The sequence below is a fragment of the Methylobacterium crusticola genome (assembly GCF_003574465.1).
Lineage (GTDB): Bacteria > Pseudomonadota > Alphaproteobacteria > Rhizobiales > Beijerinckiaceae > Methylobacterium > Methylobacterium crusticola.
Map to the genome: position 1 here is coordinate 1 of NZ_QOWC01000207.1, position 14,453 is coordinate 14,453.

General features: G+C 72.7%; 15 protein-coding genes. 1 reads left to right on the forward strand and 14 read right to left on the reverse strand.

Features of this window, described 5'->3' with window-relative positions; translation table 11 throughout:
- Positions 1 to 2,867, forward strand: a 2,867-nt coding sequence (locus DT057_RS30280; RefSeq protein WP_128565771.1) for a DUF4082 domain-containing protein, incomplete at its 5' end; no start/stop codon positions are given.
- 141 nt (positions 2,868 to 3,008) lie between these two features.
- Here the strand turns inward: DT057_RS30280 and DT057_RS30285 are convergent.
- From DT057_RS30285 to DT057_RS30350, 14 genes are all read right to left on the reverse strand, one after another.
- On the reverse strand, positions 3,009 to 3,272 hold the full coding sequence (locus tag DT057_RS30285) for a hypothetical protein (protein WP_128565772.1): 264 nt from the start codon (positions 3,270 to 3,272) through the stop codon (positions 3,009 to 3,011).
- 209 nt (positions 3,273 to 3,481) lie between these two features.
- On the reverse strand, positions 3,482 to 4,018 hold the full coding sequence (locus DT057_RS30290; RefSeq protein ID WP_128565773.1) for a hypothetical protein: 537 nt from the start codon (positions 4,016 to 4,018) through the stop codon (positions 3,482 to 3,484).
- Between the two features lie 531 nt (positions 4,019 to 4,549).
- Entirely contained in the window at positions 4,550 to 4,831 is a 282-nt protein-coding gene (locus tag DT057_RS30295; protein WP_128565774.1) for a hypothetical protein, read from the reverse strand.
- A gap of 156 nt (positions 4,832 to 4,987) precedes the next feature.
- Positions 4,988 to 5,185 carry a hypothetical protein gene (locus DT057_RS30300; RefSeq protein WP_128565775.1) on the reverse strand — a complete coding sequence of 66 codons (198 nt, stop codon included), beginning with the start codon at positions 5,183 to 5,185 and terminating at the stop codon, positions 4,988 to 4,990.
- Positions 5,186 to 5,339: 154 nt separating this feature from the next.
- Entirely contained in the window at positions 5,340 to 5,558 is a 219-nt protein-coding gene (locus tag DT057_RS30305; protein ID WP_128565776.1) for a DUF6894 family protein, read from the reverse strand.
- A 783-nt stretch (positions 5,559 to 6,341) separates the two neighbouring features.
- Positions 6,342 to 6,629 carry a DUF3303 domain-containing protein gene (locus DT057_RS30310; protein WP_128565777.1) on the reverse strand — a complete coding sequence of 96 codons (288 nt, stop codon included), beginning with the start codon at positions 6,627 to 6,629 and terminating at the stop codon, positions 6,342 to 6,344.
- A gap of 300 nt (positions 6,630 to 6,929) precedes the next feature.
- Positions 6,930 to 7,421 (reverse strand): DUF992 domain-containing protein, encoded by a 492-nt coding sequence (locus DT057_RS30315; protein ID WP_128565778.1) that lies wholly within the window; start codon positions 7,419 to 7,421, stop codon positions 6,930 to 6,932.
- Positions 7,422 to 7,640: 219 nt separating this feature from the next.
- Positions 7,641 to 7,883, reverse strand: coding sequence for a hypothetical protein (locus DT057_RS30320; RefSeq protein WP_128565779.1), 243 nt, complete (start codon positions 7,881 to 7,883; stop codon positions 7,641 to 7,643).
- Positions 7,884 to 8,051: 168 nt separating this feature from the next.
- Positions 8,052 to 8,909: an alpha/beta fold hydrolase gene (locus DT057_RS30325; protein ID WP_128565780.1), complete on the reverse strand. Its 858-nt coding sequence runs from the start codon at positions 8,907 to 8,909 to the stop codon at positions 8,052 to 8,054.
- A gap of 143 nt (positions 8,910 to 9,052) precedes the next feature.
- Positions 9,053 to 10,060, reverse strand: a complete 1,008-nt coding sequence (locus tag DT057_RS30330; RefSeq protein WP_128565781.1) for a TRAP transporter substrate-binding protein — start codon at positions 10,058 to 10,060, stop codon at positions 9,053 to 9,055.
- Between the two features lie 140 nt (positions 10,061 to 10,200).
- Positions 10,201 to 11,133 carry an AEC family transporter gene (locus DT057_RS30335; protein ID WP_128565782.1) on the reverse strand — a complete coding sequence of 311 codons (933 nt, stop codon included), beginning with the start codon at positions 11,131 to 11,133 and terminating at the stop codon, positions 10,201 to 10,203.
- Between the two features lie 423 nt (positions 11,134 to 11,556).
- Positions 11,557 to 12,498 carry a GNAT family N-acetyltransferase gene (locus tag DT057_RS30340; protein ID WP_128565783.1) on the reverse strand — a complete coding sequence of 314 codons (942 nt, stop codon included), beginning with the start codon at positions 12,496 to 12,498 and terminating at the stop codon, positions 11,557 to 11,559.
- On the reverse strand, positions 12,495 to 13,340 hold the full coding sequence (locus DT057_RS30345) for a class I SAM-dependent methyltransferase (RefSeq protein WP_128565784.1): 846 nt from the start codon (positions 13,338 to 13,340) through the stop codon (positions 12,495 to 12,497). Before DT057_RS30345 ends, DT057_RS30340 begins: the two co-directional genes overlap by 4 nt.
- On the reverse strand, positions 13,337 to 14,453 hold a 1,117-nt coding region (locus DT057_RS30350; RefSeq protein ID WP_244937410.1), incomplete at its 5' end, for a glycosyltransferase. The genes DT057_RS30350 and DT057_RS30345, both read right to left, overlap by 4 nt.

The following is a 14,453-nucleotide window of genomic DNA, read 5'->3' on the forward strand; positions in this document are numbered from 1 at the left end:
CCGGCTCGGCGACGCCCGCCACCGTGAACACGGTCGACACCTACGCGGTCGAGCTCGGGGTCAAGTTCCAGACCGCGACAGCCGGGACGGTGAGCGGCATCCGGTTCTACAAGGGCAGCCAGGACACCGGCACCCACACCGGCGAGATCTGGTCGAGCAGCGGCCAGCAGCTCGCGACGACCACCTTCACCAACGAAACCACGGACGGCTGGCAGACCGCCATCTTCTCGAATCCCGTCGCCCTGACGCCGGGGACGACCTACGTCGCCTCCTACCACACCGATGTCGGCCACTACTCGAGCAGCGTCGGCTACTTCGCCAGCGCCACGGCGAGCGGGCCCCTCACCGCACCGTCGAGCGACGCGTCGGGCGGCAACGGCGTCTTCGCCTACGGCAGCGGCAACCTGTTCCCCGACCAGACCTACCAGTCGACGAACTTCTGGGTCGACGTGCTGTTCAACCCGGCGAACGGCACCGCCAACCAGCCGCCCACCGCCGTCAACGACACCGGCCCGACGGTGACGCTGAACACCGCAACCGTCATCCAGGCCGCGACGCTGCTCGCCAACGACACCGACCCGAACGGCGACGCGCTCACGGTCACCGGGGTCAGCGCGCCGGTCAACGGCACCGTGGCGCTGAACGCTCAGACGAACACGATCACGTTCACGCCGACGACGGGCTACACCGGCCCGGCAGGCTTCACCTACGCGATCGCGGACGGGCGCGGCGGCACCGCCTCGGCGAGCGTCGGCCTCACGGTCGCGGCGGCGGGCACGGGCCCGGTGAGCCTGTTCTCGGCCACGGCGACGCCCGCGACCGTGAACACCGCCGATTCGAGCCCGGTCGAGCTCGGGGTCAAGTTCCAGGCCTCGAGCGCCGGCACGGTGAGTGCGATCCGGTTCTACAAGGGCAGCCAGGACACCGGTACCCATACCGGCGAGATCTGGTCGAGCACGGGCCAGCAGCTCGCGACCGCGACTTTCACCAACGAGAGCGCGAGCGGCTGGCAGACCGCGACCTTCTCGAGCCCCGTGACCCTGACGCCGGGGGCGACCTACGTCGCCTCCTACCACACCAACGCCGGCTACTACTCGAGCAGCAGCAGCTACTTCACGAGCGCCACGACGAGCGGGCCCCTCACCGCACCGTCGAGCGACGCGTCGGGCGGCAACGGCGTCTACGCCTACGGCAGCAGCACTCTGTTCCCGACGAGTTCCTACCAGGCGACGAACTACTGGGTGGACGTCCAGTTCAACCCGGCGAGCGGCACCGACCAGCCGCCGGTGGCCGTCAACGACACCGGCCCGACAGTGACGCTGAACACCGCAACCGTCATCCAGGCCGCGACGCTGCTCGCCAACGACACCGACCCGGACGGCGACGCGCTCACGGTCACCGGGGTGAGCGCGCCGGTCAACGGCACCGTGGCGCTGAACGCTCAGACGAACACGATCACGTTCACGCCGACGACGGGCTACACCGGCCCGGCAGGCTTCACCTACGCGATCGCGGACGGGCGCGGCGGCACCGCCTCGGCGAGCGTCGGCCTCACGGTCGCGGCGGCGGGCACGGGCCCGGTGAGCCTGTTCTCGGCCACGGCGACGCCCGCCACCGTGAACACCGCCGATTCGAGCCCGGTCGAGCTCGGGGTCAAGTTCCAGTCGTCCAGCGCCGGCACGGTGAGTGCGATCCGGTTCTACAAGGGCAGCCAGGACACCGGCACCCATACCGGCGAGATCTGGTCGAGCACGGGCCAGCAGCTCGCGACCGCGACTTTCACCAACGAGAGCGCGAGCGGCTGGCAGACCGCGACCTTCTCGAGCCCCGTGACCCTGACGCCGGGGGCGACCTACGTCGCCTCCTACCACACCAACGCCGGCTACTACTCGAGCAGCAGCAGCTACTTCACGAGCGCCACGACGAGCGGGCCCCTCACCGCACCGTCGAGCGACGCGTCGGGCGGCAACGGCGTCTACGCCTACGGCAGCAGCACTCTGTTCCCGACGAGTTCCTACCAGGCGACGAACTACTGGGTGGACGTCCAGTTCAACCCGGCGAGCGGCACCGACCAGCCGCCGGTGGCCGTCAACGACACCGGCCCGACAGTGACGCTGAACACCGCAACCGTCATCCAGGCCGCGACGCTGCTCGCCAACGACACCGACCCGGACGGCGACGCGCTCACGGTCACCGGGGTGAGCGCGCCGACGAACGGCACCGTGGCGCTGAACGCCCAGGCGAACACCATCACGTTCACGCCGACGACCGGCTACACCGGCCCGGCGAGCTTCACCTACGCGGTCGCGGACGGGCGCGGCGGCACCGCCTCGGCGAGCGTCAGCTTCAAGGTCGCGGAGGCGAGCACGGGCCCGGTGAGCCTGTTCTCGGCCACGGCGACGCCTGCGACCGTGAACACCGCCGATTCGAGCCCGGTCGAGCTCGGGGTCAAGTTCCAGTCGTCCAGCGCCGGCACGGTGAGTGCGATCCGGTTCTACAAGGGCAGCCAGGACACCGGCACCCATACCGGCGAGATCTGGTCGAGCACGGGCCAGCAGCTCGCGACCGCGACCTTCACCAACGAGAGCGCGAGCGGCTGGCAGACCGCCACCTTCTCCAATCCCGTGACCCTGACGCCGGGGACGACCTACGTCGCCTCCTACCACACCGACGCCGGACACTACTCCAGCGATTCCAACTATTTCGCCGACGCGGTCACGAGCGGATCCCTCACCGCGCCGGCGAGCGACGCGTCGGGCGGCAACGGCGTCTACGCCTACGGCGGCTCGAGCCTGTTCCCGGCGAACTCCTTCCAGCGGACCAACTACTGGGTGGACGTCGTCTTCAATCCCCAGGCCTCGGCCTGACGCGGACGCGGCAGGATCCGGACGACGGCGCTCTCAGGGACATGGACCGCGCCCGGGTGGCGGCTCGCCTCAGGATCGGGAGGTTCGCGCGCCCCGCTGATGCCGGAGCGGCCGCCCGGCAAGCCGGACGGCCGCTCCGCCTCAGAGCGTCTCGACGTGGTTGTGGGAGAGGGCGATCCGCTCACCCGCGCAGGGCGATTCCGGCATCGCGGCCCATGCCGCCGCGGTCGCGACCCCGGACACGACCGCCAGCAGGACCCAGCGCGACAGCGCCCTGCGGCGCAGAGCGACGGGCCGAGCCGGCCGCTGCCACTCGAAGCGGTACGGCCGGCGGTCGTTCTCACCGTAGCAATGCGTGTAGTGAGCGGAGCCGTCCGGATGCCGATGAAGGATAGGATGCTTCATTGCCTTGCTCCCATTCCGGAGCGCCCGCAGGGCGAGCCGTCGCAGCGTCGTGCGTTCCGTCGGATGCCGCTGCTCGTGGTGGAGGTCTCCTAAACCACCCCGGGTCCCGCCGATGTGCGGGACCGCACGCGGGCTCGCGTCCGCCGGCCGAGACCGCCCGCAGCGAGGCCCCGGCCCGGCGGGCGGGTGCGCCGCGTCCGGCGCCGGACTCACAGCGCGTGCGCGTAGAAGTGGACGCGCCAGCGCCGCGTTCCGAAGCCTTGATCCATGGTGCCCCGCGCGAAGTTGTGGTGCCCCGCCTGGGCGATCTCCAGGGCCGCGAGGCCGGAATCCGGCCGCACGAAGGCGATGTGGCCCGACACCGCCGGATCGGGATTGATGTACGAGGCCACCACGAGTTCGCCGGCGTCGGCCCGCGCTTGCGCCTGCCGCTCGTCGAGCAGCGGGCGCCAGCCGCGACCCGCCCCGACGTCGCGCAGCCAGTAACCCTGGGCGTTGGCCAGCAGCACGGTCCCGTGCTCGGGCGGCCGCAGGATGTAGACGTTGAGACGCATCGCGATTGCGGCAACGAAGGCGCTGCAATGCGTGTGGGCCTTGCCGTCCTTGACGGGTTTCCCGGTCAGAGGCTTTCCGGTTTCCCAATTCACGGTGTAGCCCGACAGCCAGAGATGCTCGACGCCGGACGTGTCGAGCGCGCGCAGGAGCCGATGACGCTTGTCGTGACCGTGGTGCGCGTGAGCGAGCATCGCCAGCCTCCCGAAACGCAAGATCTGCGCGAACTTGAGATCAGCTCGAACTTAAGGGAAACGCCGGAAGGTCAGCGTGCCGGAGGACACGTGCGGGGACGAACGCGTCGGCGCCGCGTGGCGGCCGCGCCGGGGGCCGCCAGTCCTCGGGCCCGAGACGCCGGGCGCCCCCGGCCCGGTGCCGGACGGGCTCCGACCGTGCGCAGGCCTGCCCCGTCGATGCCCGTCGCCGAGGGGCGCATGCAGGGCGCGAGGCGCAGCCTTACCGATTTGTAACTCGCGAAAACCTGCCGTGGATTGTATCCACGATGCACCATGGCCACTCTGCTTCCTTGGTCCGCGCTCTGGACCAGCTCCCCTGCCGCCACCTGCGCCGGTTTCGGCCTCTTCGTGGCCGCCGTCGTCGGCTCCGCGACGGAGCGGTTCCTGCGGCGTTCGCACCAATCCGCCGGCACCTGACCGAGGCGCTCACCCCGCCCCCGCGACCGCTCGAGGCGACAGCCCGGCCCGTCGCTCGCGCGGGCCGCGCGCTCAGTCCTCGGCGACGGGGAGGAACGCCACCTCGACGCCCATCCACATGACCCGGACGCTCGACGGCCCCGCCGCCGGCAGCGGCCAGGCGAAACGGATAGCGGCCCAGTGCGGGGCCAGCGCGCCCGGCCCGTCCGTGGCGACCTCGAGATCCAGGTTGAGGATGGCCGGGTCCGGGCCCGGCGGCTCGGACGGGCCGAGGCCGGGCCACTCGTCGGCGTTGCCGAGCGCGACCTCGCCGGTGACGGTCAGGATCCGGGCCGAATCGGCCGTCCCGCTCACGGCCCTCCACCCTCGCGTCCTGGGTACGACGTCGCCCGACATGTGAGGGCCTCCGCGCTGAACGATCCCGCGAGCCCGGCCAGGCATGGACCGGGCCACGGGCGACGCCGCGGGCCGCGGTCCCGGGCCGCGACGCCTCCGGCACGCCGGCCTCGGCTACACCTCGCCCTCGCGCGACTGTCCTCGACGCCGCGTCTCCTCGCCGGCGGGATTGCGGCCGGGATCGTTCGCGTCGCCCTTGCCGGCGCTGCCCACGTCGGTGAGCGGTCCGCCGGCCTTCGGCGCCGCCGTGTCCTCGTCCTTCCGCGTCGGATGCGGCCGCGCGGTCAGCTTGTCGTCGGTCTCGTCGGCCATGGCGATTCCTCTCGAGGGGCCTGGGCCAACGCCGGCCGGGCGAGGACGGTTCGAGCGCCTGCCCGCGCCGGCCGCCGGGGCCGGCGATGGAGCGACGGCCCGCACCGAGCCCGCCACCCCCTCCGCAGCCCGCGCCGGGCACGCTGCGGCGCCGTCAGGACACGGACAGGATCTTCAGGACCGTGCCGACGGCATCCCGGACCGCGAATTGCCAATCGCCAGCTAAGGTTTCGAGTTCGCCGCTCTCACGCATTTCTTCGATTGTAAACCAGGCTTGCTTCAGCGCTTCGTCGAGATCATCCACCTCGACACCTTCCTCGTCACGAATGACGGTCGAGTCATTGAACAGGTCGAAGTAGAAGCGTCGGGTCATGCCTGTCCCTCTCGGCGTCACTTACTAGAAGTTTAGCCGCTACAACCTCTTAGTGTGCAATCGAACCTTGCGCGTGCATTCATGTAGCATCAATCAGAACAAAAATTTAACTGGCCTTCCACCGCATTTGTGCGTAAATATTATGCTCTTATTGTCGAGTGGCATCCTACTTTCAATCAGAACGCACGGCCTGCACAGATGCGGACGCGCGGCAGATTAGTCAAGCATTGTATCAACCTCCAACATGAAAGATTAGATTATGTCGACCTCAAGTAAATACAGGGTCGAGTACGGTTCCGGCAACCCGTCGGAGCAAGGAGAGGCGGTCCGGCAGCACGTGGCGAGTCTGATCAGAAAGCTGATCAACTCTCAATCCAACCAGGATGCCAAACTGGTTTGGGCTGCCGAGTAGATCTCGCGACAACGACTTTCCCACGCTGACGGATCGAGGCGCGCGGCGTGGCGGTAATCGCGTGAGCGCGCCGCGAGTTCTCGAGGATCATGCGAGCTGGCGGTCGCCTCGGCACGGGGCGTAGACTGGCGGCTCGACCTGATTCAGGTGGCGCGAGGGCCTCGCGCATCCGTGCCGCGTCCCCGCCCGCCCGGGCCGGCACGCGAAGTCGGCCGCTCGCCCGGCGCTTCCCGGCCGATACGCATCCGCGGCCGGTGCGCGCCTGCGCCCGGCACCGGCCGTTCGCCGTCGCGGGCCTGCCGGCGGACGCCGCGGCGCCGCGTTGCGGGCCGTGCTCCGGCGACCCTCCGGGATCGTGCCGCCGGTCGCGGTCAGCCGGACTGGTCGAGGAGCGGCATGACGATCGTCCGCGTGTCCTGGCTCGGCACGACAGGAACGATCTCGAACGTCACCCCGGTGCCGCGCCAGCCGAGCACCCACGCCTGCAGCAGGCGCAGATCGTCACAGCGCATGAGCTGGAAGCAGCGCGCGAAGCTCGGCTCGACCCAGCTGTCGACGTATTCCAGCCCCTCGGGGAGCATGCGCCCGGCATCCCGCACGCGGCGGTACACCGGCACCATGTCGTTGTCCTGGAAGCGCTCGATGATCATGAACAGCATGGGACCCGTCCGCTCGCTCGTGCTCGGCCGCTCCTGCGCGCCCGCACCGCCCGGCGTCATCCGGCGCGGCGGCAGCCTCGGCCCGGGCTCCGCCTGCGCAGGAACGGCGCGCTCCGCGGGCGGAGGCGGGGATCGGAGGCGCTGCCGCGCCGGATGACGCCGGGCACGCGGGATCCCCGTGCGCCGGGGCCGGCGTGCGGGCCGGCCGGAAGCCGGCATCCGGCCACGCCCGATCCGGTGAGCCGCCGGGACCCGCCCGGCGCGAGAGCCGCACCCGTTCCGGTCGAGGCGGGCGCGGCCCTAGCGGGCGAGGCTCGTGCCGACGGCCGCGAAATCGATCCGCGGGTTGCCGAGCGCGAAATTCGCGACGCGCTGACCCGAGTGGCTGACGAGCCTCAGGCTCACGGGCCCGGTCCCGGCGTCACGCGCGCCCTTCGCCGTGACGATGTCGGGGTGGTCGGCCAGGGCCGTGAACGGCCCGCTGATCATGCTCGGCCGGCTGAAGCCGTCCGCCGTCATGACGCTCCAGGTCATGGTCTCGGCCACGGTCACGTCCCGGGTGCGCCGGACGGGGGAGAGCATCGCCGCGTAGGTCTGCTTGAAGTCGCCGCGGTCGGACACGAACGTGCAGTCGGCGACCGGCGTCCGGCCGAACACCAGGCTCAGGTCCGGCTTGGTGGTGCAGGTCAGGGTGCCGGCCTGCCGAGACGGCGTGCGGGTCAGGGTTTCGTGCGCGTAGGCGGCGCCCCCGGCGAGGACGGCGGCGGTGAAGGCGACGGCGATGGCGTTCATGGGACCTGGACCTTGATCGTGCTCGGCGTGACGTCCGGCAGCGCCCGGTGGGCGGCTGCGCGCTTCCAGTCGAAGCGTGGCGTTAACCATGCCGGCCCGCCGTTTCAGGCGGATGGCGCCGATTGTTGCGTCCCGTCCCGGTCCCGCGGGCGCGGCCCCGGGCCCGCGGGAGGCCTGAGAACCCGGCCGGGCCGCGATCCCCTCACGTGAAGCCGCGCGTCACCCCTTCAGCACCCGGGTGCTGCGCCCGCCCGAGGCCGGCTCCCCGCCCTGCTGCTCCGCCCTGTCGCGGTCGAGCTGCTGGAGCAGCTCGGCGAGCCGGGGATCCAGCCCTTCGTCGAGAACGGGCTCGTACAGGGCCTGGAGGTAACGACCGAGCCGCTCGCGGGCGAGGGCGTCGAGCGTGGGGCCGCCATCGGCGGGCGGCGAGGGCAGGGGGCCGGTGAGGTGGGCGGAGGTCATCGCCCTTACATTGCCGGCCGGCCGCACTCGGCAAGCCATGGTCTCGAGGCTCGGCACGGCCCGCGGCCAGCAGGAGCAGGGTCGGCGGGCTGGTGAAGCCCGGGGCGAGCGCACCGGCGCAGGTGAGGACCCGCGCGGCGGATGCGGGCTCCCCTCGGGCACCGGGCCTCAGCCCGCGTCCTCGGCGAAGAAGCGCATGAGTTCGTCGCGCAGCACCTCCGGCTGCTCCTCCGGGATCCAGTGGCCGCACTCCTTCACGAGGCCGCCGCGCACGTCCTCGGCCACCCGCCGCAGCGACTCGATGCACTCCATCCCGCGCCCGAAGCTCTTCTCGCCGCCGAGCGCGAGCACCGGCATCCGGAGCTTGCCGTTCCGCGCCAGGATCGCCCGGTTGTCCTCGGCGTCCACGGGCAGCGCTCGGTAGAAGGCCAGCATGGCCCGGAACGCCCCGACGGTCGTGTAGGTGCGGAAGTACTCGCGCTGGTCCTCGGGCCCGATGCAGTTCGGGCGGTGGCCGTAATTGTCGAACAGCCAGCCGACCACCAGTTCCTCGCGCCCGTGGCAGAGGGCTTCCGGCAGGTCGAGGGTGCGGAAGAAGGCGTGGTGCCAGCGCCGTCCGCCCTGCGAGAAGTCGCCCCCGTCGCCCGGTATGACGACGTCCAGGATCGCGAGCCGACGCACCGCGTCCGGGTGCTGCGCCGCGAGGGAGAAGGCGACCGGACCGCCCCAGTCGTGGCCCACGAGGAAGAAGCGCTCGACGCCGAGGTGGCCGCGCACGAGCTGCCACAGGTCGTCGGCGAGCGTCTTCTTGTCGTAGCCGCCGGCCGGGCGGGACGAGTCGCCGAGGCCGCGCAGGTCGGGGGCGATCACGCGGTAATGCTCGGCGAGGCGCGGCATCACGTGGCGCCACTCGTGCGAGGTCTGCGGGATGCCGTGCACGAGCACGACGACGTCGCCCTCGCCGGCCTCGCGGTAGTGGAGCGTCGCCCCGTCGAGGTCGGCGAAACGGCTTGCGGCGGCGGGCATGGTCGGGGCTCCTCGCTGATCGGGGGGAGGCGGAGCCCGCGCCGGCCGCGCGGGCTCCTTCGTGAGTCGGGGTCCGGGCACGGCCGGGCCGGCCGCGTGCCTCGGGCCCAGTCCTCGGGGCGGTCGCGGCGGGCGGCCTCGCCTCAGCCCAGCTTGCCGGTGGTGGCCTCCAGCAGCGCCCAGGCCTCCTCGCCGTAGCGCTTCTGCCATTCCAGATAGAAGCCCGACGTGACCAGCCTCTGCCGGAAATCGGCATTGTTGACGGTGAAGAACTGAAGGCCCCGCGACTGCAGATCGGATTGCAGCGTCGCGTTCAGGTGCTCGACCTCGCGACGCTGAGCGAGCGCCTCCTGATTGATGTTCCGCTCCACGATCGCGCGCAGGTCGGGCGGCATGCGGTCCCAGGACTTGCGGTTGGCGAGGACCCAGAAGCCGTCCCACATGTGGTTCGTGAGCGAGCAGTACTTCTGCACCTCGTACATCTTGTCGACGAGGAGGCCGATCAGCGGCTGCTCGAGGCCGTCCGCGATCCGCGTCTGCATCGCCGAGTAGGTCTCGCCCCACGGGATCGAGACCGGGGAGGCCCCGAACGCCTTGAACATCGAGGTCCAGAGCGGCGAGGGCGGGACGCGGATCTTGAACCCGCTGAAGTCCTCGGGCGTGCGGATCGGCCTGGTCGAGGAGGTCGTCTGCCGGAAGCCGTGGTTGTAGGAGTTCTCCATGCAGACGAGGCCCGCCTTCTCGAAGGCGCCCCGGACGTGCTTGCCGAGAGGGCCGTCGAGGGCCTGCCAGACCTTGTCGTAGCTCGGGAAGGCGAAGCCGACGCCGCTGATGGAGGCGACCGGCACCAGGGTCGACATCAGGACGCCGGTCTGCGCGAACATCTCCAGCGCGCCGGAGCGCAGCTGGCTCAGCATGTCGGCGTCCGAGCCGAGCTGGTTCTTGGGAAAAAGCTCGATCACCACCCGGCCGCCGGTCTCGCGCGCGACCCGGTCGCGGACCCGGCCCATGGCGAGGTTGAGCGGATGGTCGCCCGAGACGATGTTGCCGAACTTGAGCCGGAAGTCGGGCTCCGCGGCCCGGGCGGCCCACGGGGCGGCGAGGCCCGCGGCCCCGGCGGCGACCATCGCGCGGCGGGTCAGTCGGATCATGGCGCAATCCTCCCGGCTCGTGTGTTGCTTCGTTGCGCCCGCACGTTACTCCGATCGCGCTCCGTGCCACCAGGACCGCGGCAGGCCCGGGTGGGCGGCAAGCCCCGGCGGTCGTCGCGGGCCGCGCCCGCCGGGCCGCCTCAGGAGAGCCACGCGACGAGGAGCGAGACCGTCAGGACCGAGGCGACGTGCGAGAGCAGGATCGCCCCGGAGGTCACCCCCGCGTCCAGCCCGTAGAGCTTGGCCAGCGTGAAGGGCCCCGATCCGATCGGCAGGGCGCTGAGGAGCACGGCCGCGCGGGCCCAGAGCGTCGGCATCTCGAAGACCTGGTAGGCCAGGAGCGCCGTGACGGCGGGCTGCAGCACGAGCTTCAGGCCGACGAGGGCCCCGATCGTCCGCACATCCGCGAGCCCGACCCGCTCCTGTGCGAGGAACAGGCCGATGCACACGAGCGCGCAGGGCGAGGCGGCGCCGCCGAGCAGTGCCGCGAAGCGCTCGACCGGTCCGGGAACGGCGAGCCCGGTCAGGCCGACGGCGAGCCCCGCGAGCGGGGCGATCAGCAGGGGATTGCGGACCAGCGCGAGCACGACCTTGCGCGACGTTCCGGCCCGGCCAGCCCCCTTCTGGAGGTCGAGTTCGATCACGACGATGGCGAACAGGAACAGCACGCAGGCCGTGAACAGCGTGGCGATGACGGCCGCCGGGAGGCTCGCCGGGCCGAAGACCAGCAGGCAGAGCGGGATCCCCATGAAGCCGACGTTGCTGTAGCCGGCGTCCAGGCCCTCGATGCAGGCCTGGGCCACGCGCCCGCTGCGCAGGAGGCCCAGGGCGAAGGCGCACGCGAAGGCGGCCGCGATGCCGCCGAGGAACGCCGCCGCGAACCCGACCTGCGCGACCTGCTCGGGCGTGATCCTCGCCATGGCGCCGAACATCAGGGCCGGCAGCGCGAGGTAGACCGCGAAGCGGTTCAGGCTGTCGGTGGCGGCTGGCCCGAACAGGGCCGTGCGCCCGCACACGAAGCCCACCAGGATGAGGGAGAAGATCGGAAGGGCGGCGTTGAGGACGGCTTGCATCGGCTCACGAGGTGGGGCGCGCCGTGCGGCATGACGGTCGGCCCCGCCGCTTTGATGCAGGTCCAGCCTCGGCGCAAGGCCTCGGCGCGGCCGGCGACCCTGCGCGAGGCTTGCCGTGCTTTTGCCGTTCCCGGTGATACGTGAGACTATATGGTCGAACTCTGAAGTATATGTTGGAACAAGAGCAGTCCGGACGGAATTTCAACGCTCGGCCGATGCCGTCGCTCCGGTGCGGGCATGCAGGCGGGCGAGGGCTGCGCCGTTCACGCCGCAATGGACGGCGGGCTCCGGACGGACCTCCGGGCGCCGAACTCTTGCGCGCCTCTCATTCGGAACCTTCGCGGAGGCCGGCCGGCCGATCCCGGCGGTCGATCGGACCGGGCCCGCGCCGCTTGAGCCGCGCGCCGGGCCGGGACGGCCGGATCAGGCGCGCCTCACCGTGCGGCGGACGGTCCGGCGCGGGACGGCGCCCCAGCGGTACTTGTAGGGCTCCTCGCCGCGCAGGAAGTGGAACTCGCCCGCGCGGGCGGCCGCGGCCGCCTCGATCAGGCAGGCGAAGGCGAGGGTGCCGAAGCTCTGCCCGGGCTCGCTCATGTCGACGGCGTTGATGTAGGAGTACCAGCGGCGCGGGTCGGCCAGGCCGTACAGGACCGCCGCGGTCGCGCCGTCGCGTCGGACTGTGGAGATCCGCAGCAAGCCGGCGCTCGCCAGCGCGGGCGCCGCCGCGCGGTGGAACGCCTGCACGCGGGGATCCCCGAGCACGCCGGCCTGGCCGGCGCGCGCCCAGCGGGCGCTGTGAAGCGCGAACAGGGCGTCGAGCGCCGGGTCGATCTCCTCCGGGGACGCGAGCGCCTCCTCGACGCGGCCCAGGCGCCCGGCCCGGTGGCGGTCGTGCACCACCTTGCGGCGCTGCGTCCGGGTGAGGCCGTCGAGCGGCGAGCCCGCCGCCGGCAGGGTCAGCACCGGGCAGGTCTCCGCCTCCGCGTCGACGGCGCGCCACCCGCGGGGCAGCGGTCCGAGGAGAGGGGAATCGGCGCGCAGGTCGGGCAGCAGCAGCTCGTCCCAGTGCTCCGCGCAGCCCAGGATGGCGTCCCACAGCCCGTCCGCCGGGGTGCCGGGCGCGATCAGCGCGTCGCAGTAGTCGCTGTGCCCGGCACCGACCGGCACGAGCCGGCGCACGGCGCCGTCGTGCCACACGAACAGCGGCAGCGCCGCCACGAGCGTGCCGGCGGCGTCGCGGACCTCCGCGTCGCGGCGGTCTCCGCCGCCGAGATGCGTCCACCAGGCGTCCAGCCAGGCCGGCGACTGGAAGGGCGTGGCGCGGGGGTCGCTCCGCCACAGCGACCAGTGCTCCTGCGGCGTCACGCGGCCCGCCGGAGGTGGAAGGCCGCCGCGTCCCAGATCGCGAACGGATGCTCGTCCGCCCGCAGCACCTCGAACCCGCAGGCGGCGGCCAGCGCCCGCGCCTCGGCGACGTCCTGCCCCGGATCGCCGCGGTAGGACCAGTTGAACACGAGCAGGTCGCCGCCGCGTCCCAGCACCCGCGCCGCCTCCGCCATGAAGCCCGCGAGGGCGTCCGCGCGGACGACGAACGGCAGGCTGTCGGCGGCGACGAGCAGGTCCACCTCGCCGGCGCCGACGGGGAGGCGGCACGCCTCGCTCCGCTCGAACCGCAGGTTGCCCCGGTCGCCGGCCCGGCGCCGCGCCTCGGCGACCATGCGGGCGGACAGGTCGAGCCCCAGGACCGTCCCGGCCTCGTCCGCGAGGGCGATCGCCACCCGGCCGATGCCGCAGCCGAAATCCAGCACCCGGCGGCCCGCGGGAGGGGACCAGGCCCGGATGACGCCCGCCAGCTCGTCGGTGGCCGCGGCGAGCTCGGCGGGGTCGCCGAGGGAGTAGAAGGCCACGCCCGCCTCGGGCGCCTCGTCGGCGAGGCGGTCGAACAGGGCCGCGGTCGCCGCCAGCACGTCGTCCCCCCCCGGCCACAAGCCCGAGCGGGCCAGCCGGCCGAGCGCCCCCAGGCGGTCGCGGTGATGCTCCGCCAGCCGCGCCAGGGCGGCGAGCCGGGGCGCGTCGGGCCGCGCGGCGGCCAGGCGCGCCAGCGCCGGCACGTCGAGCTCCTCGCCCGCGAGCAGCAGCCGGGCGAGGGCGATCTGGGGCGAGATCGCGCCGCGGGCGCAGTGCTCGAGGATCCCGGACTCGGTCATGCCGCCAGCTCCGCGTAGAGGCGCAGGTAGGCCTCGGTGGTGCGCCGCACGGGGAAGCGCGCGCAGGCCGCGCGGCGGCACGCGGCGGGATCGATCGCGCCGATCCGCCCGATCGCCTCGGCCATCTCCTCCACGGTGTCCACGACGAGGCCGGTGAGGCCGTGCTCCACGATGTCGGGCAGCGCGCCCGCCCGGAACGCGATCACCGGCGTGCCGCTCGCCAGCGCCTCCATGGCCACGAGCGAGGAGGTCTCGGGCGCCGTCGAGGCGATCAGCACGCAGCGGGCCTCGGCGATCAGCCGGCGCTTGGCCGCGCCCTCGACCGGGCCGATCCAGCGCCGGTGCGCGTCGAGCCGCGGGGCGACTTCCTCGTCGAAGTAGCGCAGGTGCGCCGCGTAGGCGAACACCCGGCCGGCCGCGAGGAGCGGGACCCCCGCCATCCGGGCGGCATCGAGCGCGTGATGAAAACCCTTCTCGGGCGCGACCCGGCCGAGCGCCAGGGCGTAGGGCTGCCTCGTCGCGCCGGGCCGGTAGGCCTCGGTGTCGACCCCGTTGGGAATCGGCGCCAGCAGGCGCAGGCCCGCCGGCGCGCGCCGCGCCTGGTCGTCCGAGACGGGGTTGAGCCACGTCGCCGGGCGCCCCGGCGCGAGCGCCTCGGGCGCGTACCAGTCGAGCGGCAGGTGCAGGGTCGCGAGCGTCGGCGTGCCGGGCGCGGGCAGGTAGCGGCCGAAATCGATCCCGTGGAGATGGACGACGTCCGCATCCCCCTCGCGCGTCGCCGCGGCGAGGGCCGCGCGCACGTGCTCGTGCACGGCGGCGCGGCGGGTCTCGTCGATCTCGCCGTCCGCGGCGGGCACGGCGATCAGCTCGCCCGCCGTGCAGGAGCCTTCCGGCGCGACCACCCGCGACCGGTGCCCCGCGCGGACCAGGGCGCGGTCGATCTGCGCCAGCACCTGCTCGGCCCCGCCCGCCGGGTCGGCGGTCACCGGGGCGAAGGGATAGGCCACGCTGACGACGGTCAGGCCCACGCCGCGCCGTCCCCCCGCGCCCCGCGGGGCGGGCCGGCGGGCATCGGCCCGCAGGCGGGCACCGGCCCGCGGGCGGCGGCGGACC